Origin of the sequence: uncultured Aquimarina sp. (assembly GCF_947492965.1) — a bacterium.
Lineage (GTDB): Bacteria > Bacteroidota > Bacteroidia > Flavobacteriales > Flavobacteriaceae > Aquimarina.
The window spans coordinates 540,768-564,532 of the sequence record NZ_CANLOZ010000002.1 but is presented as its reverse complement, the minus strand read 5'-3'; the positions used below and the strand labels follow the sequence as shown (position 1 = coordinate 564,532).

Below are 23,765 nucleotides of genomic sequence, written 5' to 3'. Positions count from 1 at the left end.
AGAATGCAAAAATAATAGATTAAGTTGTGAGATACACTACTTTAGGTCAATAAAGCTTTTATAAAATGAGGCGGCGTGCTCCGGTATCCTTACTTGGAGTTCTTTTTCAATAGATTCTACTACTTCTGGATATAGTACATATTTCATTTCATCACAATAAATTTTAGAAAATTCTGTCGCTAATACCAAGGTGTTATTGAAATGATGGGTGATATATTTCAGGAAGTAACCATTTCCTTGGAAAGTATCATTGATGGCTGCAGTAGTTTGGGTGTGGTAAGGTAATTTAATATTTGATAGACTATCACACCAAGAAGAGGCAAAAGAACCAAAACGCTCGTTATCAATATTTTTTGTTCCTAAATTTACAATAGGTACTTCACGATCCCAACGTTTCCAATTGTAAGAGTGCATATCATACACTATAGCAGCACCATATCTTGACTCAATTTTATGAACAAGTTCGTGTACTACTGAATAGAAATTTTGATGTTTTCGTAAAGAAATATCTTTTTCTTGTTTGGATAAAGGCTCTTTCCATAGTTGTTTACCCCAAGCGTCTTCATAAATAGCATTTTCGGGATCTCTATTTAAATCATACTCAAATCTAGAATCACATCCAGCTATAACAATCGGATGAGTTGCTATCATTTGTTTGGTAGCAGGATCTTCTTCATACCAACGTTCATATTCTGTATGAATACAATTCTCCCAAAGTTCTTTTCTAAATTGATGTCCATCATGAACTGCAGCACAGATATAATAGGCGTAAGAATCTATTTTTATCGTAAAAGAATAATCTTCTGTTACTGCATGAAAAAGTTCTTCCGCTTTTATTCTAGAAATGATTTCTGAGACAGACAATCTAAGCATCATCAACAGTTTTTCTTAGTTTGGCTTTTCTATCAAATCGATTTACTCGTTGTACAACCTTGTCTTCAATAAAATCAACGACTTTCTCCTGTAATCTAACCTTATATTTTTTATTGATATAGGTAATACCGCCTGGACTCATTACATTAACCTCTACTAGCATACCGTTAATTACATCTATACCAACGAAGTACAAACCGTCTTTTACCAGTTTCGGCCCTATGAGTCTACATAATTCTTTTTCCTGTTTAGTTAACGAATGTTTTACAACAGATCCACCAGCTGTGACATTGGATCGATGATCGTCTTCTGCAGGGACTCTTCTCATAGCACCAATAGGTTTTCCATTGAGAATTAATATTCTAACATCGCCTTGATCTGCTCCTTCAATATAGTCCTGTAGAATTACATAATTTGTCGTACCATCCTTGTTATCAATATAAAAATCTAGCAAGGACCGAATACTACTCATGGCTCTTTTTTCTATTAAGATCACACCCGAACCACCAAAACCATTAAGAGGTTTAAGAATCATTTTATCGTTTGGGGATTCCTTGATCATCTTTATCAAGTAATCCTTATTTTTTGTGACATGAGTTTTTGGAATAAAATGAGTATCTATATCATCAAAAGCCGCTGTATAGAGCTTGTTATTAGATCTTCTGATACCATCAATATCGTTCATGATAAAGACATCATCCTTAATGGAATCCAAAAAATTAAGCATAATCATATCTAGAGGAGGGTTACTTCTCAAAATAATAACATCAAAGCCCGCCAAAGGCAGCATTTCATCTCTAAAGGTAGCTTTGGTGTAAAAAGACTTCATTGAGGATGATATCTTTTCTTGTCTATTTAATACTTTACAAAAAGAATATGTTACACTATCTCTGATGGTTAAATTAGAAGGCGTAGCCATAGCTACCCCATGTTTTCGCTTTGCGAATTCGTGAATTAACGTAAGACTGGTATCCTTTTCAGGGTTAATTTCCTCCCAAGGATACATTAGAAAACAAACGTTCATGAGTTATAAAAATTTTAGAAAAGAAAAATAGTAAAATTTATGCTTAGATGATTTAAAAAGACACATAATTTTATAAAAGATCTCCGTATTATTTACAATCTAAGTCTATTTGGATGTTTTCTAATTTAGACCAAACAGGATGATCTACTTTTTTAGGAGAAAATTTAAATAATACCAGATGTTTCTCCAGTTCAGGACAAGCTGAATATTTAGCAATAACATTTAGAGTAACTTCTTTTTTTGTTGTAAAAGCATCATGTGTTATTACTTTACCCGCATACGATGTTTCATCGAGTTTCTCGAAAAAAGCTTTAGATGTTGGAATTGAAGAAGTAGTTGTGTCTTTGGATCCAGAAACCACACCCATTAAACCATTAAAATATGTTTCTAATTCAGATTCCAAAATCTTACTGGATAAGGTTGGAACTTCATCTAAATACCACAAAAATGCATATGTAAAGTAATCTTCTGCATCTTTTTTCCCCCAGCCTGGTGCAAATCGCACATATTCAGTACCTTTATAAGTAAGTGAAGGTGCAAACGATAACGGAAATTCTATTGTTTCCTTTCTCCAGTTATCAGGCGCCTTAAGTGGGTTAGAAGAGGTATTACTGTCTGTACATCCGATGATTACAAACAATAATAGTATAAAAAATGGTATGATTTTTGAAAAAGTCATATTAAAAACAATTATTTTAGGGAATAAAAATACTAATTGTAAAAATATTTATTGATTTTTATAAATTTGTTAAAAGGAAGGAAAAAATTAAGAATACAAAAAACAAAAAATGAAGTTATATACGTTTAAAATATTACTATTATTTATTTTTTGTGCACAAATTTCTATGGCACAAGCCCTAACAGATCAGGAAGAAGCTGCAATTATTAATGTTCAGAAAGATATTGTAGGGAAATTAACAGGACATGAACCGATAAAAGGAAAAAAGAAACTTTCTAGTCGAGCTACCCCATCTGAGAGACGAATTACAGCTGATTATTTGTCTGATTACCTTAAAGGTATTGGATTAAAACCTTTAAAGAATGCTTATAATGTACAGGATAAGAAAGGTAATTCGTATAATGGCACTAATATATATACAGAAATTCCAGCTACCAATGGTAGTGACGAGTATGTCGTACTAACCGCGCATTATGATACCGCAAAAGGAAGTCCTGGAGCTGTTCATAATGCTACTGGAGTTGCTCTTGCCTTATATGTAGCCAGAGAGATTGCTAAATTGGAAGAAAGAAAGGTTAATTTTATCGTCGTATTCTTCGACCAGCAAGAAACAAATATGATTGGTTGCAGAATGTTTGTGAAGAAACTAAAAGAAGACAAGTATAATGTAACCTCTATGCACCGAGCCGATTATGTAGGATGGGATAATGACGAAGATAGAGCAATAGAATTATTGTCCTCTAACATCAGTTTAGAGTCTGCATATAGATTGGAATCTGGAGTACCCGTTTTTAAAAGAAGAGTATCTACACCGGAATCAAAGATTTTTTCTAAGTTAGGGTATGAAACGATTACAATTACTGCAGAATTAATGAATGGTGATAATTCTCCTTATGTTCGTCAGGCAGAGGATAAGTACACTACAGTAAACTTTAAATATTTAGCATCCACATCGTACATTGTGTACAAGGTGATGAAATCGTTTGCTAAAAAAATCTACTAATACTTTTAGTGCACGAAATTTAAAGAACCGGATAATTTCATAATATGCAGAAGAGTTCCTTAGCTAAGAAGGAACTCTTTTAGTTTACTATAATCATTCGTTTTAATACTCACTTTTTCTTTATTCAGTACTTTTTGGATTTGTTTCGGTATCTCAACATTGAGATCTAATGTGTTTTCTACTATGTCTAAAAACTTAACTGGATGTGCAGTTTCTAGAAAAACACCATATTCATTCTCATTAAGGCCATAGGATTTGAGTCCTAAATAACCAACAGCTCCATGTGGATCTGCAATATAATTAGACTTTTTATAGATTTCTTTCATGGCTTCTTTGGTCAATACATCATTGAAGCTATAAGCAGAAAAATCACCTTTAAGCGAGTTGAAATTATTATTGAATAATTGTTGTATCCTAATGAAATTACTTGGATTTCCCACGTCCATGGCATTGGAGATTGTAGCTTTAGAGGCAGTAGGTTCGTATTTCTCTGTATCCATATAGCGTACTACGGTATCATTTACATTTGTAGAAGCAACAAAATGTTTCACAGGAAGGCCTAATTTACTTGCTACAATACCAGCACAGATGTTCCCAAAATTACCACTAGGTACAGAAAACACAATATCTTTACCTTTGGATTTTAATTGTTTGTAAGCAAAAACGAAATAGAATAATTGCGGTAACCACCTTGCTATATTAATAGAGTTAGCTGAAGTCAATTGCATATGATCCGTAATACTGGTATCCAGAAAAGCTTTTTTAACCATATCCTGACAATCATCAAAAACACCATCAACTTCTAGTGCGGTTATATTTTGACCTAATGTGGTTAATTGTCTTTCTTGTATGTCACTTACTTTTCCTGATGGATAGAGAATAACAACGTCAACACCTTTTACACCTAAAAACCCTTGTGCTACAGCACCACCAGTATCACCAGATGTAGCTACTAAAACAGTAACTTTATTTTCATTATTCTTATTAAAATATCCAAGGCACCTGGCCATAAATCGTGCTCCAACATCTTTAAAAGCCATTGTAGGACCATGAAAAAGCTCCAATGTACCGATGTTTTCAGAAATATCAACCACTGGAAATTCAAAACTTAGAACATCTTTTAGAATCTCTCTTAGTTCAGTTTCAGGAATTTCATCCCCAACAAATTGTTTGATAGTTTGATACCCTATTTCCACTTCATCTAGGTTCTCAATATTTTTAAAAAAGGAATCGGGTAGAGGAGTAATGGTTTCTGGAAAATATAATCCTTTATCAGGAGCTAATCCTTTTATAACAGCCTCAGAAAAAGATACCTTTGGGGCGTTATGATGTAAACTATAATACTGCATGAATATGCTATTTATTTAATTAAGTAAAGCAGAAAATTCTATCTCTACCAAAATATTAGGGTCGATTAATTTTGATACTTCCACCATGGCAGTAACCGGTTTTATATCTCCAAAATATTCTCCATGTGCTTTTCCGATATCTTCCCATTTGGTAATATCAGTACAATAGATTCTAGTTCGTATTACATTAGACAAATCAGCGTCTAACTGAGACAACACTTTTTTTACAGCCTCGATAATAGCCACTGTTTGTTCATATTCATTTGCACCTGGAGCAGTAGTTCCTGAAACTTCAATGATGTTTCCTATTTTAATCGCTCTGGAATATCCTACAATATCTTCCCAAGGAGATCCAGTTGCTATTTTTTTTACTTCTTGCATATTACTCTAATATTTTAATTCCGGCACTATTTATTTTGGATATATGAATATCAAAATCTAATCCTGTCGTTGCATATACCTCTCTGATGGCATCAGCTACTTTTTTTGCAGTATCCATTCCTTTGCTTAAAGCAAATATTGATGGTCCGGATCCAGAAATACCGCATCCTAGTGCACCATTCTGAATTGCAGCATTTTTTACGTTGTTAAATTCTGGAATCAGGATAGAGCGCATAGGCTCTATAATTACGTCTTCCAAACTACGTCCAATTAAATCGTAATCTTCGGTAAATAATCCAGAAACTAGTCCTCCTACGTTACCCCATTGATGAATAGCCTGCTTTAGTGTTACTTTTTGCTTGATGACAGATCTGGCATCCGAAGTTTTTACTTCTATTTGTGGATGTATTACGGTCATTACTAAATCTTTGGGTGTATGAAGTTTTATAACATCCAAGGGATCATAACTTCTTACCAGTGTAAACCCTCCCAAAAGGGCAGGAGCAACGTTATCAGCATGAGCATTACCACTTGCTAATTTTTCTCCTTCCATCGCAAACTCCACTAATTTATGAGGAGAAAATGGATTATCGAGAAGATAATTAACAGCCCAAACAGCACCGGCACTACTAGCAGCACTACTTCCGATACCACTTCCTGCTTTGATGTTTTTGTATATTTCTATATCAACACCAATATTCTTTTCATACGTTTCAAGTAATGCTTTCACAGCAACACCAGCTACATTTTTATCGGTTTCTAAAGGTAAATCAGCACCCTTGATTTTAGTGATTCTAACACCTGGTTCGGAGGATAATGATACAATCATTTCATCACCAACTGTATCTAAGCAACAACCCAGAACATCAAAACCACAGGACAAATTAGCTACTGTCGCTGGTGCAAATACTTTTATACGTTTTGTTTGTGATTGCATAGTTTACTTTTTACCAATTCTAATTATATCGGCAAATATACCAGAAGCAGTAACTTCTGCACCTGCACCTGCACCTTTAACAATGAGGGGTTGCACTGGATAACGATCTGTGTAGAAAAGAACAATATTATCGCTTCCTTCTAAATTATAAAATGGATGATCCGCTGGAATGTGTTGCAGCCCTACTTTTGCTTTCCCATCTTCGTATTGGGCAACATATTTTAGTCGGCAATCTTTTTGATTTGCTTCGTCAAGAATTTTTGCAAAATGTTCTTCGTTATTTTTTAATGTTTCGAAGAAATCTTCTACAGAGGATGTTTCCAGGCTTTCTTTTGGTAAAAAAGCTTCTTTTTCGATATCCTCAAGTTCCATTATTTGTCCGCTTTCACGTGCTAAAATCAAGATTTTTCTGGCCACATCTACACCGCTAAGGTCAATTTTAGGATCTGGTTCTGTGTATCCTTCTTGTTGTGCTTGTTTTACAATGTCATAAAAGTTAGTTCCTTCTTTGTAATTGTTAAACACAAAATTGAGACTACCTGATAAAACTGCTTGGATTTTATGTACATGATCACCAGAAGCAATGAGATTGTTTAGTGTGTCGATAATCGGTAAACCAGCACCTACATTAGTTTCATATAGGAAAGAAGCACTAAATTTTCGTGATAATTCTTTCAATTCGGCATAATTTACATATTCATCGGCACAAGCAATTTTATTGCAGGTTACCACAGCCATACTTTCGGCTAGATAATGTTTATAAACCTTTGCGATATCCGGGTTGGCAGTGTTATCTACAAAAATTGAATTACGAATGTTCATTTCCTTAGCAGTTTCGAAGAATTTCTCTGAGTCGGCTTTTTCTCCTTCTGCTAATTTTTCTTGCCAAGAACTTAACTTTATTCCTTGTTCGTCAAAAACCATTGTTCTGGAATTTGAGATTCCAACAACCCTAACTTTTAATCTTAACTTATCTTTTAAGTAGCTTTTTTGTTGCTCTAATTGTGATAATAGTTTACTACCTACGTTTCCAACTCCTGTTATAAAAAGGTTTAATTGTTTTGTTTTTACCTCAAAGAATCGTTCATGTAAGATATTTAGTGCTTTTTTGATATCTTTTTTTCCGATAACAACAGATATATTTTTTTCTGATGCACCTTGTGCTATGGCACGAATATTCACGTTATTTTTTCCAAGAGTACTAAACATTTTCCCACTCAAACCTTGATGATGATACATATTATCACCAACGAGCGCAACAATTGCAGTATCGTTTTCAATTTTAACAGGGTCTACTTTGTGCTTGGTAATTTCAAATTCGAAAGTAGCGTCAAGTACAGTTTTAGCTCTTTCAGCATCTACAGATTCTACGGCTAGACAGATAGAATGCTCAGAAGAAGCTTGGGTAATAAGTATTACGTTGATGTTTTCCAAAAACAAAGCTTCGAATAGGCGTTTAGAAAATCCTGGAATTCCGACCATTCCACTTCCTTCTAAAGAAATAATAGAAATATCATCAATATGACTTATTCCCGTAACAGGTTTTGCTCTATTTGTAACTTCTCTAGTTATCAGGGTACCTTTATCCTCAGGTTGAAAAGTGTTTTTTATTACAATTGGGATGTTCTTATCCAAAACAGGGTGAATAGTTGGCGGATAAATAACTTTGGCTCCAAAATGAGATAACTCCATAGCTTCCTGATATGAAATATGGGCAACAGGTTTCGCTTGTTTTACCAGTTTCGGATTTGCGGTGTACATTCCACTAACATCGGTCCAGATTTGTAATTTTTCGGCTTGTACGGCTGCAGCCAAAATTGCAGCTGTAAAATCTGAACCACCTCTTCCCAAAGTAGTAGGTTCTCCATCAGAAGTTCTAGCTACAAAGCCAGGAAATAAACTAATTTGGTGTTTGTTATCCTGCACATATCTCTTTATTCTGAAGTTTGTCTCTTCGTAATCGATAGTTACCTTAGAGGCTTCTGTAGTAATTATATAGTCTCTTGAATCTTTTAGAACAATATCCAGTTCTCTTACCTTAGCCGCTTCCGAAATGATAAAAGATGATAACATTTCACCAAAGCTAGTGATCACGGATTCGGTTTTTGGGGATAATTCACTTAACAAGAATACACCTTCACATAAGGATTCTAGTTTATTTAGTTCGGATTTTACTTTACTGATAATAGCACTTTGAGAAACAACAGGAATTAATTCCTTAATAACATCCAGATGTCTTGTTTCTACGATAGCTAATGTATTTTTATATTTTTCATTGTTGGAAGAAGCCTCTTTACCAGCTTGAATTAAAAGATCTGTAATACCTCCCAATGCTGAAACCACAACGTATAAAGGTTGATTTTCAGATTGTTTTTCAATGATTGTAATTACTTTTTCTATAGTCGCTGCATTTGCAACAGAAGAACCTCCAAATTTTAGAACGTTCATAATATGGTATTTATAAAAGATGAATTGATAAAGCTTTTTCGATAGTTTCTTTACGTAAAATAAACTATCTACTTGATTTCTAAAGTTATATAAATGAATTAACCCCTAAGGGTAATAATCGTAGCAGTACGAGAAAATGAAGTATAAGCGATCACCGCTGTTGTTCCTAACACGAAAAGTAAAACCGAGATTGAAACCGTACTAAACATTAGTTTGCTTTATATTTAAGTTCAAAAGTATAATTTTTTACTTTTGAACAAAATAAAAATGGTTCTAATCATAAACTTTTATTAATACTCTAATTTATCACCTGATTCGTTAAGGCATTCTTAAAAAAGAATAGTAAAAGGTTGTTTACGTTAGTACCTAATATTTTTAGTTAATTAATTAAAATTAAAGCTTGTGAAGATATTTTCCGCTGATCAAATGCGAAAAGCAGATGAAATAACCATCCAGACCCAAAACATTACCTCTTTAGATTTGATGGAGAGAGCATCCACTCAAATTTTTAACGTATTACACCAAAGACTACAAGGAGCACCAATTCCTATTCATGTCTTTTGTGGAATAGGAAACAATGGAGGAGATGGATTGGTGATTTCTAGATTATTAGTAGAACATGGGTATCATGTTAAAACTTATATTGTAAATTTTAGTGATAAAAGATCTAAAAACTTTTTGGTCAATTATGATAGATTAAAAGAAATAGCTTCTGAATGGCCAACCCAAATTAAGTCTGAGGATGATTTTCCTACTATTAGTCCACAAGATATGGTCATAGATGCTATTTTTGGTATTGGATTAAATAGACCCATAGTTCCTTGGGTTATCAATCTAATCAAGCATATTAATGCTGCAAGAAGTTTTACACTATCCATAGATGTGCCTTCTGGATTATATGCTGATAAAGCTCCAGAAGATAAGGAAGGTGTTATTTATGCATCTACAACAGTTACTTTTCAACTGCCAAAACTTGTTTTTTTTCTACCAGAAACTGGCCAGTATTCTCAGGATTTAGAGGTTATTGATATTGGATTAAGTAGAGAGTTTATTGCTCAGACACCTGGTTTTGCTGATTTGATTGGAAAAAATGAATTACTTTCTCTATATCGACCAAGACACAAATTTGCGCACAAAGGAGACTATGGTCATTGTCTTATTATAGGAGGTAGTTATGGGAAAATGGGAAGTGTAGTTTTAGCTACCGAATCTTCCCTACGAATAGGAGCAGGATTGGCTACTGCATATATTCCAGAATGTGGATACGAGATTTTACAAACGTCAGTTCCCGAAGCTATGGTAATTACTGACGAAGAAGATGACTATATATCCAATATAGATATTAATTTTGAGCCAACAGCTATAGGTATTGGTATTGGTCTAGGAACCGGAGAGAAAACTATCAACGGCTTTGAAGCATTACTGAAGGAAAATAAAAGTAATTTAGTTATCGATGCCGATGCGATCAATATATTATCCAAAAAACAAGAGCTTTTGGAATACTTACCACCTAAAACAATACTAACTCCTCATCCAGGAGAATTAAAGAGATTAATAGGAGATTGGAAAGATGATTTTGATAAAATCAATAGAGTAAAAGAATTTTCCAAGAAATATGATGCTATTGTTGTAATAAAAGGAGCGAATAGTCTGATTATTTATCAAGACCAAATTTATGTGAATACTTCTGGAAATCCGGGTATGGCTACTGCTGGTAGTGGTGATGTACTTACAGGAATTATTACAGGATTATTGGCACAAGGCTATGATCCTCTACACGCAGCGATATTTGGAGTGTATTTACATGGAATGTCGGGAGACTTGGTTGTGCAAAGTGCTGGATATCAAGGCTTGTTAGCGAGTGATATTGTCGCTCATATAGGAAAGGCGTATTTAGAATTGTTTAAAAAACCACAACAAATTCCACCTCAGGGATCACAAAGATCATCATAATCCTAGTTTAACGTCAAAAAATAACGTTAAAAACGTACAATTTTATTGACTTTTTGTAGTTACTTTGAATAATGATATCCATACTGTCAAAAATTAAATTAAAAAAAGCAAAAAATGATGAAAAAAAAGATGATGGCAATAGCTGCAATTGCCTTAGGAGTATTAGGAGTTTCCTGCTCAAGTGACGACGGACCACCAGTGGCAACATTGACTATGGAAGTGGTAGGATTGGAAACATTAACTAATGGTGCTACCTATGAAGGATGGATCATAGTAGATGGAAATCCAATATCAACTGGAAAGTTTACTAGTACTGCAAATACTCAAAATTTTGTTGCTATTGCAAGTCAACTAGAAGATGCTACTTCTTTCGTGCTATCTGTTGAACCACCAAATGATACTGATCCAGGACCATCTGATACCAAAATATTGAGTGGTAATTTCAATGGGACTACTGCAGAAGTAAGAGTAACTAATGTTATAGGTGATTTCACATCTGTTTCTGGTGAGTTTGTAATGGCTAGTCCAACGGATACTGACCCGGATAACGATCAAAACGGAATCTGGTTTATGAATCCTAATGGAGGTTCTCCAGTTGCTGGTTTAAATTTACCGACACTTCAACAAGGTTGGAAATATGAAGGATGGGTAGTTATTAATAATGTTCCTGTTTCTACAGGTACTTTTTCTAGTTTATCTGGTGTAGATGATGCTTCTCCATATAGCGGGAATCAAACAGCTCCAGACTTCCCAGGCGAAGACTTTATTAATAATGCTCCATCACCACTAACATTTCCACAGGATGGAGATGTAAGAGGTAAGCAAGTGGTAATTTCTGTTGAGCCAAATCCAGATTATGATCAGGCTGAACCGTTTTTCTTTAAGCCTTTAACAGGTACTGCAGGTCAGGATTTAGCGCCAGCATTAAATACATTAGGACCTAACGGAACTGGACCATTTGGAACAGTAACAAGACCTAATTAATAATATAGTTTCTTATTATATATAGAAAAACTCCCGATTATGGGAGTTTTTTTATTTATATACTTTTTGTTCAAAAGAGAGAAGGAAAAAACCATTAAAAATCTGTTTTGCACGCTCCACTTCTTCCTTGGAAAATGCATTGTTGTCTAAAAGTAATCCAGCTAATGGATATTTTTCTGTTTCATAGATTTTAGGAATTGTTGTAATCTCATTATTATTAATATGAACCATTAACAATACTTTCATTTTTGCAAAGACGGTTGGAAGTTTCTTAAACTTATTATATCCTGCATGTATCACCCATAATTTTTTCATATCTATGATCGAATCGGGCATATAGGCTAAATTATTGTGATCAATATATAGGAATCGAATTTGCTTGAGATTACCAATAGTAGCAGGTAAAGTTTCTAATTCGTTGTGATCAATCCATAAAGAATATAATTTGGGTAATTGCCCTAATAAGTTATAGGTTTTAGGGTCTTTCATATTATTATACGATAAATTTAAGTCTTTGAGGCTTGTAAGATTTATAATATTTTCTGGAAGCATCGTAAGATTGTTATTTGCCAGATTTAGAAATTCAATTGGTAATTCCGAAAGTCTAGAAAGAGCTACATCTATTAATAAATCTGTGTTATGCGCCAAAGAAATTTGTTTTAAATTTTTGAATTGCGAAATAGACTCTGGAATTATATTAATATCCAAACTATCTAAGATTAGTACCTCGAGATTAGTATGCACTGATAAACGTTCAAACGTATTGTTTAGATCTAAATCTGGATTGTTACTTAGATTAATCATTCGTAAATCTTTGATCTGCTCAATATTTGCTGGTAGTTCGGTTAGATTTTGATTGCTTACATCTAATCGATGAATTTTAGAAATGTTTTCTCCAACTACTTGTTTGTGAGTTTTACTATAAAATGTAGTATACGTAGAGCAGCTAGTGCATAAACATACTAATGTACTTAAGAATATATATCTGATATTATTCCTCATTAGTAGTGGTTTTAAGAAATATATTTCCAGAAGCTTCGATAAAAATCTTGTCTTTAGTGTCTACTTGCCAAGGAAATCTTGGATTTAATCCTAAGCCATCATGTAATATGTTCTGAATGTATGCTCCAGCTTTTTGACTATTAATTCCCATTTTAACGTGTACATTATAATCATTCTCTTGATGCGTAGCATAGCCATATAAGTTGCCATAGAATAATTCTTTGAAAGGAGGTAAGGTAAACCAAACGTTTTTTCTTCCATCATCTGAATTAATAGGGTTTCTTGGAGCAACACTATAATTGGGCCTTGCGGTAAATAAATCAATACCAAAACCAAATTTTTGTACAGTTTCGACATCTCTAATATTTGTAAAACCAATGTCTAAAGATCCTGTAACGCCGTAGTCTGTTCCTGAACCTTTGAACAATCCAATACTAAAATCGTTTTGAAAAGAGAAATGAATATTGTGACTGGCGTTGCTAAATCTCATTAAAAATGCACCTCGTCTGAGTCCATAAGACTTTAGTTTTCCCGGTAAATAATCTTTACTAAATCCAAAACCTAATCCCTGAAAGCCACCTTCTCCTTTTGGATTATAAATAATAGTGGTATTTACATTCGAAACTGTAGATCCAAGAAGGTTACTGTTCTTACCAATTCCAGCAAGTGCAAAGAATTCATAGGTATATGCAAATCCATAGGTTTGGACAGTATGTCGTTTAAGGAATTGATAGGAGAGAAATGATAAACCACTTTCTACAGAGATATCACCATAATTTAGTGTACCAAAACCAGAAGCCCCTAATTTTAACCATTGGTTTTGATTGCCGATAGTAATTTCCGCTTTGAGGATAATACCACCATCTGCACTAAGTCTTTGAGAATATATGGAACAGCCACCTAAGAGAGTTGTTAAAATCAGCGAGTATCTTAAGTAATTAAGTACCATATTATCTTCTTGGGTGATAAGTGTTCATTACTTCGCTTAAGTGGCTTCGATCGACATGCATATAAATTTCTGTTGTTGTAATGCTCTCATGTCCCAGCATTAATTGTATGGCTCTTAAATCGGCTCCATTTTCTAATAGATGTGTAGCAAATGAATGTCTAAAAGTATGAGGACTAATATTCTTCTGAATTCCCGCTTTTTCCACAAGACGTTTTACAATCGTAAAAATCATAGCCCTTGTTAATTGTCTTCCTCTACGATTTAGAAATAAAGTGTCTTCATGACCAGATTGAATGTTAAGGTGATTCCTAATCTCATCTTTATAAATGTTGATGTATTTCTTGGTAATATCTCCAATAGGAACAAATCTTTGTTTGTCACCTTTTCCCGTAACATTAATAAAACCTTCTTCAAAAAAAAGATCCGATAGTTTTAGATTGATCAGCTCACTAACACGTAGTCCACAGCCATAAAGAGTTTCTATAATAGCTCTGTTACGTTCACCTTCAGCTTTACTTAAGTCTACTTTGGAAATAATAAGGTCAATTTCTTCTAACGATAGTGTATCAGGTAACTTTCTTCCTATTTTGGGAGCCTCGATAAGATCCATCGGATTGGTTTCACGATAATCCTCGAATAATAAATAATTAAAGAAACTTTTTAATCCTGAAATCAGACGTGCCTGAGAACGAGCATTTACTAGTTTAGCAGTTTCGTAAATAAATTGTTGTAGTATTTCTTTTTCTATGGAGAGCGGACCGGTCTTAATATCCTGCGACTCTAAATATTTGATTAGTCTCTGAATATCTAAACTATAGTTAATGATAGAGTTATCTGAAAGTCCTCTTTCTATACGCAGGTAATGTTCGTAATCTTTTATTGCGTGACTCCATTTCATTGGTCTAATATAAAAAGAAAAACCATCCTGATCTAATCAAGATGGTTTAATAGGTTTAAGGGGGTAATGTTTTTTATAAATGTATCGCGAATCCTATGTTTAATTGAAAAGCGTCTGTAAAGAAATCATCATTTAAACTTACATTATATCGTAATCCAGGTTCTATGCTAACGTTATCTCCTATAAAGAAAGCATATCCTCCTTGCACTCCTAAAAACGAAGGATCTTCATCTGCATCTGTACTTACACCACTATAATCTACCTGTACTGGTATAGATCCAATGATATAATATTTAGCACCAATTTTATAACTAAATCTGTCTACAGCATCGGCATCAGAATTAGCCTTTATAGATCCATACCCAAGTCCAGCTTTTAATGCCAGATTATCCATAATAAAATATCCTCCTTCTAGACCAATGTTAAAAATGTAACCAGCATCATCCGAGAAAGAAGTGAATTGAATCCCTGTGTTGGCTGTATGAGCAGCTCCAAAATTTGTATTTGCTTCGATAAGCCATTTTCCTTTAGCGGTTTGCTCACCATCTTGAGCGTAAATAAAAGTAAACGAAAGTACAGCAACAACTGTAAATAATAGTTTTTTCATGATAATTGTTTGTTTAAAATTCGAAGTCAAAATTAGAAGAGTGTAAAAAGAAAATAGTCACTGTTTTCAGGTAGATTTTAAACAATTGTTTCCCTGAAATTGGGGATTTTAAATAATGTATAGATTTTATGGATGTGGATGGACCAAAAAAAGAAAAACCATTCCTATTTCAGAAATGGTTTATTACTTGCTGGTATTTGATTTTTATTAAAAGTGCAGAGCAAAACCAACATTTAACTGCAAGAAGCTTGAATATATTTCATCATCGGTTGATAAATTATATCTCAAACCAGGCTCAACACTTATATGATCTCCTAAAAATAAAGCGTAACCACCTTGTAATCCTATAAATGATGGATTGTCTTCAGCATCTTCTATACTTGCACCTGTAAAATCTACCTGAACAGGTATTTTACTTATAATATAATACTTTGCACCAATTTTGTAGCTAAATGAGGTACTACTATCAGAGTCGTTATTTGGTTTAAAAGATCCAAAGCCTAGACCAAGTTTTAGCGCTAAATTATCAATAATAAAATAACCAGCTTCAGCTCCAATATTAAACCCTGAAGGTCCTTCATCTTCAAAACTATAGAATGAAAACCCTGTATTTGCAGCATTACCATTAGATATTCCTATAAATTCAATTCCTCCAAAATTGGTATTCCCTTCCACAAGGAATTTCCCCTTAGAAGTTTGCTCGTTATCCTGTGCATTGATAAAGCTTAATGTGAACACTGCAATAGCAGTTAAAATCATTTTTTTCATATTGTTTGTTTATTTGTTTATATCCCATTAGTGACACTATAGGTTGTTTTGTTACTCTGTTTTTTTGAAAATTTCAGACATTTTTTTGCTGTTATTTTTAAGATGTTTATAATCAGATAATCATGATAAATATTTAACATTCTCTAATTTTCTTTGGTCACACTTTAGAATAGGAATGTTGTAAATATTGGATTATTGAAACCATTTACTCTTATAGTTTTTAAATTACTTGAATAGGTTTACAAAAAATAAAGTTACTTTTGAGTATTAACCTATTTTAATAATATGAAGAAAAGGATTATTGTTTTTGTAGTTGCAATTTTGAGTATTTCAATGGTGAGTGCTCAAAAGATTTCGGATGAAGATCCATTATATGCTCGTGCAGGTTTTAAAGGAGGTGTAAACTATAGTAGTATCCTTGGAGATGCGGATGATGTAAGTGGGAGAGTACGAATACATCTTGGTGCCGTAGTAGAATATCCTATATCAAGTAAGTTTTATATTCAGGGAGAACTGTTATATTCTGCACAAGGATATAAAACAGATGTAGCAGGAGTAGAGCAAACGATAAGTTTAAATTATATTTCTTTACCCATAATTTCTAAATTTTATATCACTGATAACATTAGTTTAGAAACGGGGCCACAGTTTTCTTTATTAACGACTATAGGAAATGATGATGTAGCCGATAATGATCCGTTTTTTGATTCTTTTAGAGATCTGGATATTAGTTGGGCTTTTGGTGCTGGCTACAAATTGGAAAGTGGTCTGTTTTTTCAATTGCGATATAATCTTGGTTTAACGAATATCAATGATCCAGGAATTATAGATGTTACTAATAGAAATTCTATAGCGCAGTTATCTGTAGGGTATTTATTTAAAACAAAAAATAATAGAAGAGTAATACGAGAAGCGTACGAATGAGAATTTTAATTTTGAACGGGCCTAATTTAAATCTGTTAGGAAAACGAGAGCCTGGTATATATGGAAATCAATCTTTTGAAGAGTTTTTTGGAACTCTGCAAGAAAAATTTAAGGATATAGAATTAGTATACTACCAGTCTAATATTGAAGGGGAATTGATTACGAAGATTCAGGAAGCAGATGATACTTTTGATGGAGTAATCTTAAATGCAGGTGCATATACACATACTTCTATAGGCATTGGAGATGCTATAAAAGCAGTTGCTGTGCCAGTTGTAGAAGTTCATATATCTAATACTTTCGGAAGAGAGGAGTTTAGGCATCAATCATATATATCTCCTAACGCCAAAGGTGTTATTCTTGGTTTCGGCTTACAAAGCTATGTATTAGCTATTCAAAGTTTTTTATAAGTGCATAAGACATATTTTAATTGGAGCAGCGGAAAAGATTCTTCTTTGGCATTGTATTATATACTACAACAAGAAGAATATGATATTTCTACTTTGGTAACTACAGTTAATAAGGACTACGGTCGAGTATCTATGCATGGATTAAGAGTGTCTTTATTGGAACAACAAGCTAAAAGTCTTAACATCCCACTACACAAAATTGAATTTCCGGCTGAAGTATCTATGAGTTTGTATGATGAGATTATGCATACAGAAGTCAATAAGCTAAAGAATTCTGGTTATACTCATTGCTGTTTTGGAGATATTTTCTTGGAAGATCTAAAAGCATATAGAGAAAACCAATTACAAACTGTTGGTATACAAGGTGTTTTTCCTATTTGGAAGAGGGATACTAAAGTGTTGTTAGAAGAATTTATAGATCTTGGTTTTAGGGCGATTACGGTCTGTGTAAATGCTAATTATCTGGATGAATCCTTCTGTGGAAGAGAACTGAATCGAGACTTTTTAAGGGATTTACCAGAAAACGTAGATCCATGTGGCGAAAATGGTGAATTTCATACGTTTGTTTTTGATGGACCGATTTTTGAAAAGCCTATCAATTTTGAAATAGGAGAGAAGGTCTTACGAAATTATAAGCCTTCGGATGATGATGACAATTGTTATACGGATCGTGATAGTAAAAGTTGGGATACCTCTTTTTGGTATTGTGATTTAGTCCCTGTATAAATCATAAAAAAACACCTTATCGAAAAAGATAAGGTGCTTGTTTTTGTATTATTAAGTCGTCTTATAAATGAATCACTTCATCATAAGCATCAGCAACAGCTTCCATAACAGCTTCACTCATTGTTGGATGAGGATGTATTGCTTTTAGTACTTCATGACCAGTAGTTTCTAATTTTCTACCTAATACCGCTTCTGCGATCATATCAGTAACACCAGCACCAATCATATGACATCCTAACCATTCTCCATATTTGGCATCAAAGATTACTTTTACAAAACCATCTTTCGTTCCAGCAGCACTTGCTTTTCCGGAAGCTGAGAATGGGAATTTACCAATCTTTAATTCATAGCCAGCTTCTTTAGCTTGTTTTTCGGTCATACCAACGCTTGCGATTTCTGGTGAAGCATATGTACAACCAGGAATATTTCCGTAATCAATAGCTTCAACGTGCATACCAGCGATTTTTTCTACACAAGTAATACCTTCTGCAGAAGCCACATGTGCTAAAGCTGGACCAGCTATAACATCACCAATAGCATAAACACCAGGAATATTAGTTTGATACCAATCATTTACTACGATTTTATCTCTATCTGTAGCGATTCCTAGTTCTTCTAATCCAATATTTTCTATGTTGGTTTTAATTCCTACTGCAGATAAAACGATGTCAGCTTCAAGAATTTCTTCACCTTTCTTTGTCTTTACAGTAGCTTTTACTCCATCACCAGAAGTATCAACACTTTCTACTGCTGAATTTGTCATTACTTTTATTCCAGCTTTTTTAAAGCTTCTTTCGAATTGTTTAGAAACCTCTTCATCTTCTAGAGGAACTAAAGTAGGAAGGTATTCCACTATCGTTACTTCTGTTCCCATAGCATTGTAAAAATGAGCAAATTCAACACCTATGGCACCAGAACCTACTACAATCATTTTCTTAGGCTGAGATTTTAAAGTCATAGCATCACGGTATCCTATAACTTTTTTACCATCTTGTGGTAAATTTGGTAATTCTCTGGATCTTGCTCCAGTAGCAATTACTATATGTTTTGCTTCATAGTCAGATGCTTTTCCATCTTTGTCAGTTACAGTAATTTTATTACTCGCTTTCAGCTTTCCGAACCCTTCGATTACATCTATTTTATTCTTTTTCATGAGGAACTGAACACCTTTGCTCATTCCTTCAGCTACACCACGACTGCGCTTTACAACCGCATCAAAATCTTTATCAAATTTCTCAACTGTTAAGCCATAATCTGAAGCATGTTTTAGGTAATCAAATACCTGTGCACTTTTTAATAATGCTTTGGTAGGGATACATCCCCAATTTAAACAAACACCTCCTAGGCTTTCTTTTTCTATAATAGCAGTTTTAAACCCCAATTGAGAAGCTCTAATAGCAGTAACATAACCACCAGGTCCACTTCCTAATACGATAATATCATATGCGCTCATAAATGTGAATTTTTTGAAGACACGAATTTACGGATAATTCGATTAACCTAAAAAGGAAATGGGAATTCCATTTTCATAATAATTACCCAATAAATATCATAAAAAAACACTATCGTAACGATAGTGTTAATTTTTTGGTATTTTCCTTACTTTTTTAGAATATCTAGCGTGATTGCTAAAATATTTATAGGATTAAAATTCTAAATTTAAAGCTGCTTGAACTTCATTAAAGTCTGCTAGGTTGATATCTGTATTTTCTGCAAAAGCTGCAGGCACAACAACCACTCTAAACGTTTGATTAGTAGTCAAATCTGCCGGTACTAAATCAGGTGCATTACTTTCTAACAATACGTCTACATCTCCAACTGTAAAGTTAAATCGGTAAAGAACAGTGATATCACCGCCATTCCCATCATCTATAAATATAGTAGCTGTTGGAAGCGGTTCCCAAACGTCTAAGCCATTATCCACGGCCTCTAATCTATATACTAATACTACGTCAGAATCAAATATGTTTTCGTTAAAAAAGAAACGATGCCCAAAATCATTTGCCTGAGTAAAACTAGTTGTGAACTCATATGTAGTTCCAATTTCTCCATCTTGACCCGGAATACCTTGTGGTCCTGGAGGTCCTGGATCACCTTCACAAGAAGTAAATAATAATGTTGCGAAAAATAAAAGTCCAAAAATCTTTTTCATAATGTGTAATTATTTGTTGTTTTGATATGAGAAGTATGTATCAATAAGCGTTCCAAAAATTAGTTATTTGTTTTTATTGTGAAGATTGATCGAAATCAATACTTACAGAATTTACGCAATAACGTTGTCCTGTTTCTGTCGGTCCGTCATTAAATATATGTCCTAAGTGACTTCCACAATTAGCACATAATATTTCAGTTCTGATCATTCCATGAGAAGTATCTCTAACGTATTCAATACTTCCTTCGATAGATTCATCAAAACTAGGCCAACCACATCCTGAATCAAATTTAGAGGAACTTTCAAACAATGGTGTATTACAGGCCATACATTTGTAAGTGCCATTTTCAGAATGGATGTTATATTTTCCGGTAAAAGGTCTTTCCGTTCCCTTTTGTCTTAATACTCTGTATTCCTCTTCGGTTAGATCCTTTTTCCATTGTTCTTCAGTTTTATAGAACGGATATTTTTTCATCTATTTGTTGTTTTTTTAGTAATCAAAAGATTCACAATTATGATCATTTAGATTAAGTACGAACTGAATCCAAATTACTTATTCTATCATTTCTTTTTTGGTTGAAACACTAATGCATCCCCGTTAATACAATGTCTCTGTCCAGTGGTTTCTCTTGGACCATCATTAAATACATGACCTAAATGACCTCCACAGGTATTGCATAATAACTCGGTTCTAGCATAACCTAATTTATAATCTACATCTACGGTTACATTCCCTTTAACAGCCCTATCAAAACTTGGCCATCCTGTTCCACTATCAAATTTATGCTTACTTTCATATAAAGCAGTATTACAAGCTGCACAATAAAAAGTTCCATCTGCATATACTTTGTTAAGAGGGCTGGAAAATGGTCTTTCAGTACCGGCTTGTCTTAGTATGTAATATTGTTCACTCGTAAGAATTTCTTTCCATTCTTGTTCCGTTTTAGTAATAGCATATTCTTTCTTTTCTTTTTTCGTGTCTTTTTGTGCGTTTCCTGTACAACTTATTACAAGTATGCTCACACATAACAATATTAATTTTTTCATGGTATTCAATTTTTTCTTTTACTTCTTATCAATAGTCGTTGATTATGAGGTTTCATAACAATACTATTTATCTCAAACTACAACAAAGTCTACAATTTTATTGATGACTTCTTGATTGCCAAGAATTTTTCTATGGCCAAGTTTTTCTGTTAGTAATAATGTTCCATTTTCTAATTTCTTATGAATCTCTATTCCATCATTGTAATGCACATCAACATCTTGTTTATCGTGAACGACTAATGTGGGTATTTTAACTCCTTCCGCGGACACACCACCAGAATAATTGTCCAGATCTTCTCCATAATGTTTATCAAAAAATCGTTTCATCAATTTCGCTGTTTTTTGTTTTAGCTGTAAGTTTTTCGCGAAGTTTTGCGTTATTTTAGTGATACTATTAGCGGTTCCAATAATAGCAAGTCTTTGGATGTTTAATCCAAATTTAGTAGCTCTTAATAATGACATTCCTCCAAGAGAATGGCCTATGGCAGCTGTAAAAGGGCCATGAGTTTTTTCTAATTGGTGAATTGCTTCTATAAAGTGAAGCATATTACTTCTTTTTCCAGGAGCTTCACCATGCGCTGGAGCATCAAAACTAACCGTGCTAAATCCTTTGTCCAACAATCGATCTGCAATCATAGATAATTGTGTACCACTGCCTGACCATCCGTGCACTAATAAAACTTTGGTATCAGCATTACCATAATTATATACCACAACCTCTCTATTTATTTTTTTGATAGTAATGATTTCTTTCTTGCTTTCTAAAGCCATGTTTTTTTCTCGCTCCGGCCGTTTATATCTGAAGGGAGTTAAAAATAATCGAGCCCCAAACCTAGACGCTAAAAAAGGAGAAATCCAATTTAGAATTTTACCTGTATACAAAATTGTTTTTGGGATTAATAATGCCTGAACAGGTATTTGATCTTTATCAATTTTATTCACTATGCGATTTTGAAATACACTTTAAAATTAATTCATCAGAATTAGTAGAGCTAAATATTGTGATTAATTAACATTTGTATAAAGCTTAAAAATATAAGCAAAATATATTTTATAAATTCTTTTTTAGACGCTTATAAAGTATTTAATTTTGTAGTTTACTCTTAACTAAAACGGCATGCGGGTACCGCCCTCTGAAATAGAAAAAAAGGAACAGAAAGTACTTTATGATTATCAAGCGAGAGATATTGATAAAATTTTTGGGCGTCTAAACGAATTTCCTAATAGTTATAATTTATTATATCAATTACCAACAGGTGGTGGTAAAACGGTAATCTTTTCGGAGATTGTAAGAAGGTATATCGAAACTACTAAGAAAAAAGTAGTTGTTCTAACTCATCGAATAGAGCTCTGTGATCAGACATCTAGAATGCTTACTGAATTTAATGTAAAAAATAAGATCATTAACAGTAATGTAAAAAAGCTAGAAGATCAGCATGAATATATGTGTTTTGTAGCGATGGTAGAAACACTAAATAACAGATTGAATGATGACCAATTGGAAATTGAAAATGTTGGAATGGTAATCATCGATGAGGCACATTATAATTCTTTCAGGAAGTTATTTCGTTTTTTTAACAATTGTTTTATTCTTGGTGTTACCGCAACTCCCTTAAGCTCTAATATGAAACTACCTATGAAGGATAACTATAGGGAGCTAATAGTAGGGGATACCATTTCATCCTTAATTAACAAAGGATTTTTAGCAAAACCAGTAACGTTTACGTATGATGTTGGGCTTGGTTCTTTAAAAATTGGTATGAACGGAGATTATACTGTAAAATCATCCGAAGATTTATATACTAATGCTTTAATGCAAGATAAGTTACTCAAGGCTTACGAAGAAAGAGCGAAAGGTAAGAAAACACTAATTTTTAATAATGGAATCAATACTTCTGTTCAGGTATATGATGTGTTTAATCGAGCTGGATATCCAATTAGACATTTAGATAATACCAATAGCAAACAAGAAAGAGCGGACATTCTAAAATGGTTTAAGAATACTGATGATGCGATACTTTCTTCAGTTAGTATTCTGACCACTGGATTCGATGAACCTACGGTAGAAACTGTTATTCTTAATCGTGCTACTAAATCATTGACCTTATACTTCCAGATGATTGGTAGAGGTTCTAGAATATTGCCTAACAAACCAGAATTTTCCATCATAGATATGGGAAATAATACAGCTAGATTTGGACTTTGGAATGGTGATATTGATTGGCAATCCATATTTAGATCACCAGACTTTTATTATGATAGTTTGGTCAGTGATGAAGAAATCGAGCGTAATTTTAAGTATGTAATGCCAGAAGAGATTCGTAAAGAGTTTAGTAAATCTACAGATATCGAATTTGATATAGAGGCTGAATATGCAAATACCAAAAAATACGGATTACGCAGCAAAAGTGTTTTGGAAAAATCCATCGGACAGCATGCTAAGATGTGCGTAGAAAATAGCGAAGACGTATTCGACGCACGAATCCTTAGCAAGCTGCTAAATCAAGATATAGAATATAGAGTTCGTAGATATTCTTATTGTATTAGTAAAAGCACAAAAAATTATAGAGATTGGTTACAAGAAGATTACGAAAGAAAACTTCGATCTAAGATTAATCAATTATTTTTATAGGTAAGTTTGATACTCCTTA

The 23,765-nt window shown here is 33.5% G+C and carries 24 protein-coding genes; 7 read left to right on the top strand and 17 right to left on the bottom strand.

From position 1 onward, the window contains the following. Positions 1-36 precede the first annotated feature (36 nt). From Q1B37_RS06900 to Q1B37_RS06890, 3 genes are all read right to left on the bottom strand, one after another. Complete coding sequence (locus tag Q1B37_RS06900; RefSeq protein WP_299897666.1) at positions 37-873, bottom strand: N-formylglutamate amidohydrolase; 837 nt, start codon at positions 871-873, stop codon at positions 37-39. Beyond that, positions 866-1,897: a glutathione synthase gene (gene gshB, locus Q1B37_RS06895; protein ID WP_299601128.1), complete on the bottom strand. Its 1,032-nt coding sequence runs from the start codon at positions 1,895-1,897 to the stop codon at positions 866-868. Before gshB ends, Q1B37_RS06900 begins: the two co-directional genes overlap by 8 nt. An 88-nt stretch (positions 1,898-1,985) precedes the next feature. Beyond that, positions 1,986-2,576, bottom strand: a complete 591-nt coding sequence (locus Q1B37_RS06890) for a hypothetical protein (RefSeq protein WP_299897067.1) — start codon at positions 2,574-2,576, stop codon at positions 1,986-1,988. A gap of 109 nt (positions 2,577-2,685) precedes the next feature. On the opposite strand from Q1B37_RS06890, the gene Q1B37_RS06885 reads away from it, so the two are divergent. Then, positions 2,686-3,579, top strand: a complete 894-nt coding sequence (locus Q1B37_RS06885; RefSeq protein WP_299601133.1) for a M28 family peptidase — start codon at positions 2,686-2,688, stop codon at positions 3,577-3,579. Between the two features lie 59 nt (positions 3,580-3,638). Here Q1B37_RS06885 and thrC read toward each other — a convergent pair whose 3' ends face one another. Genes thrC through thrA form a run of 4 tightly spaced genes read right to left on the bottom strand, consistent with a single transcriptional unit; the run spans position 3,639 to position 8,694 of the window. Then, positions 3,639-4,928: a threonine synthase gene (gene thrC / locus Q1B37_RS06880; RefSeq protein WP_299897064.1), complete on the bottom strand. Its 1,290-nt coding sequence runs from the start codon at positions 4,926-4,928 to the stop codon at positions 3,639-3,641. 15 nt (positions 4,929-4,943) lie between these two features. After that, on the bottom strand, positions 4,944-5,309 hold the full coding sequence (locus tag Q1B37_RS06875; RefSeq protein WP_299601137.1) for a RidA family protein: 366 nt from the start codon (positions 5,307-5,309) through the stop codon (positions 4,944-4,946). Between the two features lies 1 nt (position 5,310). Beyond that, positions 5,311-6,246: a homoserine kinase gene (locus tag Q1B37_RS06870; protein ID WP_299897062.1), complete on the bottom strand. Its 936-nt coding sequence runs from the start codon at positions 6,244-6,246 to the stop codon at positions 5,311-5,313. A 3-nt stretch (positions 6,247-6,249) separates the two neighbouring features. Then, on the bottom strand, positions 6,250-8,694 hold the full coding sequence (thrA, locus tag Q1B37_RS06865; RefSeq protein ID WP_299897059.1) for a bifunctional aspartate kinase/homoserine dehydrogenase I: 2,445 nt from the start codon (positions 8,692-8,694) through the stop codon (positions 6,250-6,252). Positions 8,695-9,096: 402 nt separating this feature from the next. Between thrA and Q1B37_RS06860 the strand changes: the two genes are divergently transcribed. Both Q1B37_RS06860 and Q1B37_RS06855 read left to right on the top strand, forming a co-directional pair. Further along, on the top strand, positions 9,097-10,647 hold the full coding sequence (locus Q1B37_RS06860; RefSeq protein ID WP_299897056.1) for an NAD(P)H-hydrate dehydratase: 1,551 nt from the start codon (positions 9,097-9,099) through the stop codon (positions 10,645-10,647). 114 nt (positions 10,648-10,761) lie between these two features. After that, positions 10,762-11,631 carry an anti-sigma factor gene (locus Q1B37_RS06855; protein WP_299601144.1) on the top strand — a complete coding sequence of 290 codons (870 nt, stop codon included), beginning with the start codon at positions 10,762-10,764 and terminating at the stop codon, positions 11,629-11,631. Positions 11,632-11,682: 51 nt separating this feature from the next. On the opposite strand, the gene Q1B37_RS06850 is transcribed toward Q1B37_RS06855, so the two are convergent. From Q1B37_RS06850 to Q1B37_RS06830, 5 genes are all read right to left on the bottom strand, one after another. Beyond that, positions 11,683-12,633 carry a hypothetical protein gene (locus Q1B37_RS06850; protein WP_299897053.1) on the bottom strand — a complete coding sequence of 317 codons (951 nt, stop codon included), beginning with the start codon at positions 12,631-12,633 and terminating at the stop codon, positions 11,683-11,685. After that, positions 12,623-13,582 (bottom strand): hypothetical protein, encoded by a 960-nt coding sequence (locus Q1B37_RS06845; protein ID WP_299897050.1) that lies wholly within the window; start codon positions 13,580-13,582, stop codon positions 12,623-12,625. Before Q1B37_RS06845 ends, Q1B37_RS06850 begins: the two co-directional genes overlap by 11 nt. 1 nt (position 13,583) lies before the next feature. Further along, a complete protein-coding gene (xerD, locus tag Q1B37_RS06840; RefSeq protein WP_299897047.1) occupies positions 13,584-14,480 on the bottom strand; it encodes a site-specific tyrosine recombinase XerD in 897 nt (298 codons plus the stop codon). Positions 14,481-14,553: 73 nt separating this feature from the next. Further along, the gene (locus Q1B37_RS06835; protein ID WP_299897045.1) at positions 14,554-15,087 is read right to left on the bottom strand and encodes a hypothetical protein; all 534 of its coding nucleotides are present in this window, start codon (positions 15,085-15,087) and stop codon (positions 14,554-14,556) included. 207 nt (positions 15,088-15,294) lie between these two features. Next, the gene (locus Q1B37_RS06830) at positions 15,295-15,855 is read right to left on the bottom strand and encodes a hypothetical protein (protein WP_299601158.1); all 561 of its coding nucleotides are present in this window, start codon (positions 15,853-15,855) and stop codon (positions 15,295-15,297) included. A gap of 285 nt (positions 15,856-16,140) precedes the next feature. On the opposite strand from Q1B37_RS06830, the gene Q1B37_RS06825 reads away from it, so the two are divergent. From Q1B37_RS06825 to Q1B37_RS06815, 3 genes are read left to right on the top strand one after another with little or no spacing between them, the layout of a single operon-like run. Beyond that, complete coding sequence (locus Q1B37_RS06825) at positions 16,141-16,779, top strand: porin family protein (RefSeq protein WP_299601160.1); 639 nt, start codon at positions 16,141-16,143, stop codon at positions 16,777-16,779. Continuing rightward, entirely contained in the window at positions 16,776-17,189 is a 414-nt protein-coding gene (aroQ, locus tag Q1B37_RS06820; protein WP_299601161.1) for a type II 3-dehydroquinate dehydratase, read from the top strand. The genes Q1B37_RS06825 and aroQ overlap by 4 nt, the downstream gene beginning before the upstream one ends. Then, entirely contained in the window at positions 17,190-17,915 is a 726-nt protein-coding gene (locus tag Q1B37_RS06815) for a diphthine--ammonia ligase (RefSeq protein ID WP_299897042.1), read from the top strand. Positions 17,916-17,976: 61 nt separating this feature from the next. On the opposite strand, the gene lpdA is transcribed toward Q1B37_RS06815, so the two are convergent. The 5 genes from lpdA to Q1B37_RS06790 all read right to left on the bottom strand — a co-directional run bounded on the left by lpdA (position 17,977) and on the right by Q1B37_RS06790 (position 22,056). Then, entirely contained in the window at positions 17,977-19,368 is a 1,392-nt protein-coding gene (lpdA, locus tag Q1B37_RS06810; protein WP_299897039.1) for a dihydrolipoyl dehydrogenase, read from the bottom strand. Between the two features lie 192 nt (positions 19,369-19,560). Next, positions 19,561-20,067, bottom strand: coding sequence for a hypothetical protein (locus Q1B37_RS06805; RefSeq protein WP_299601165.1), 507 nt, complete (start codon positions 20,065-20,067; stop codon positions 19,561-19,563). A 73-nt stretch (positions 20,068-20,140) separates the two neighbouring features. After that, a complete protein-coding gene (gene msrB / locus Q1B37_RS06800; protein WP_299601166.1) occupies positions 20,141-20,542 on the bottom strand; it encodes a peptide-methionine (R)-S-oxide reductase MsrB in 402 nt (133 codons plus the stop codon). Positions 20,543-20,628: 86 nt separating this feature from the next. Further along, a complete protein-coding gene (gene msrB / locus Q1B37_RS06795; protein WP_299601167.1) occupies positions 20,629-21,114 on the bottom strand; it encodes a peptide-methionine (R)-S-oxide reductase MsrB in 486 nt (161 codons plus the stop codon). Positions 21,115-21,186: 72 nt separating this feature from the next. Beyond that, entirely contained in the window at positions 21,187-22,056 is an 870-nt protein-coding gene (locus Q1B37_RS06790) for an alpha/beta hydrolase (protein ID WP_299601168.1), read from the bottom strand. A gap of 175 nt (positions 22,057-22,231) precedes the next feature. On the opposite strand from Q1B37_RS06790, the gene Q1B37_RS06785 reads away from it, so the two are divergent. Beyond that, complete coding sequence (locus Q1B37_RS06785; protein ID WP_299897036.1) at positions 22,232-23,746, top strand: DEAD/DEAH box helicase; 1,515 nt, start codon at positions 22,232-22,234, stop codon at positions 23,744-23,746. The last annotated feature ends 19 nt before the right edge of the window (positions 23,747-23,765 follow it).

Coding starts and splice junctions, on each gene's coding strand:
- msrB (WP_299601167.1), bottom strand. CDS start 21,114: ATGAAAAAATTAATATTGTTATGTGTGAGCATACTTGTAATAAGTTGT.
- Q1B37_RS06845 (WP_299897050.1), bottom strand. CDS start 13,582: ATGGTACTTAATTACTTAAGATACTCGCTGATTTTAACAACTCTCTTA.
- Q1B37_RS06885 (WP_299601133.1), top strand. CDS start 2,686: ATGAAGTTATATACGTTTAAAATATTACTATTATTTATTTTTTGTGCA.
- thrA (WP_299897059.1), bottom strand. CDS start 8,694: ATGAACGTTCTAAAATTTGGAGGTTCTTCTGTTGCAAATGCAGCGACT.
- Q1B37_RS06805 (WP_299601165.1), bottom strand. CDS start 20,067: ATGAAAAAGATTTTTGGACTTTTATTTTTCGCAACATTATTATTTACT.
- Q1B37_RS06870 (WP_299897062.1), bottom strand. CDS start 6,246: ATGCAATCACAAACAAAACGTATAAAAGTATTTGCACCAGCGACAGTA.
- Q1B37_RS06900 (WP_299897666.1), bottom strand. CDS start 873: ATGCTTAGATTGTCTGTCTCAGAAATCATTTCTAGAATAAAAGCGGAA.
- xerD (WP_299897047.1), bottom strand. CDS start 14,480: ATGAAATGGAGTCACGCAATAAAAGATTACGAACATTACCTGCGTATA.
- aroQ (WP_299601161.1), top strand. CDS start 16,776: ATGAGAATTTTAATTTTGAACGGGCCTAATTTAAATCTGTTAGGAAAA.
- lpdA (WP_299897039.1), bottom strand. CDS start 19,368: ATGAGCGCATATGATATTATCGTATTAGGAAGTGGACCTGGTGGTTAT.
- msrB (WP_299601166.1), bottom strand. CDS start 20,542: ATGAAAAAATATCCGTTCTATAAAACTGAAGAACAATGGAAAAAGGAT.
- Q1B37_RS06785 (WP_299897036.1), top strand. CDS start 22,232: ATGCGGGTACCGCCCTCTGAAATAGAAAAAAAGGAACAGAAAGTACTT.
- thrC (WP_299897064.1), bottom strand. CDS start 4,928: ATGCAGTATTATAGTTTACATCATAACGCCCCAAAGGTATCTTTTTCT.
- Q1B37_RS06875 (WP_299601137.1), bottom strand. CDS start 5,309: ATGCAAGAAGTAAAAAAAATAGCAACTGGATCTCCTTGGGAAGATATT.
- Q1B37_RS06830 (WP_299601158.1), bottom strand. CDS start 15,855: ATGAAAAAAATGATTTTAACTGCTATTGCAGTGTTCACATTAAGCTTT.
- gshB (WP_299601128.1), bottom strand. CDS start 1,897: ATGAACGTTTGTTTTCTAATGTATCCTTGGGAGGAAATTAACCCTGAA.
- Q1B37_RS06855 (WP_299601144.1), top strand. CDS start 10,762: ATGATGAAAAAAAAGATGATGGCAATAGCTGCAATTGCCTTAGGAGTA.
- Q1B37_RS06890 (WP_299897067.1), bottom strand. CDS start 2,576: ATGACTTTTTCAAAAATCATACCATTTTTTATACTATTATTGTTTGTA.
- Q1B37_RS06835 (WP_299897045.1), bottom strand. CDS start 15,087: ATGAAAAAACTATTATTTACAGTTGTTGCTGTACTTTCGTTTACTTTT.
- Q1B37_RS06825 (WP_299601160.1), top strand. CDS start 16,141: ATGAAGAAAAGGATTATTGTTTTTGTAGTTGCAATTTTGAGTATTTCA.
- Q1B37_RS06850 (WP_299897053.1), bottom strand. CDS start 12,633: ATGAGGAATAATATCAGATATATATTCTTAAGTACATTAGTATGTTTA.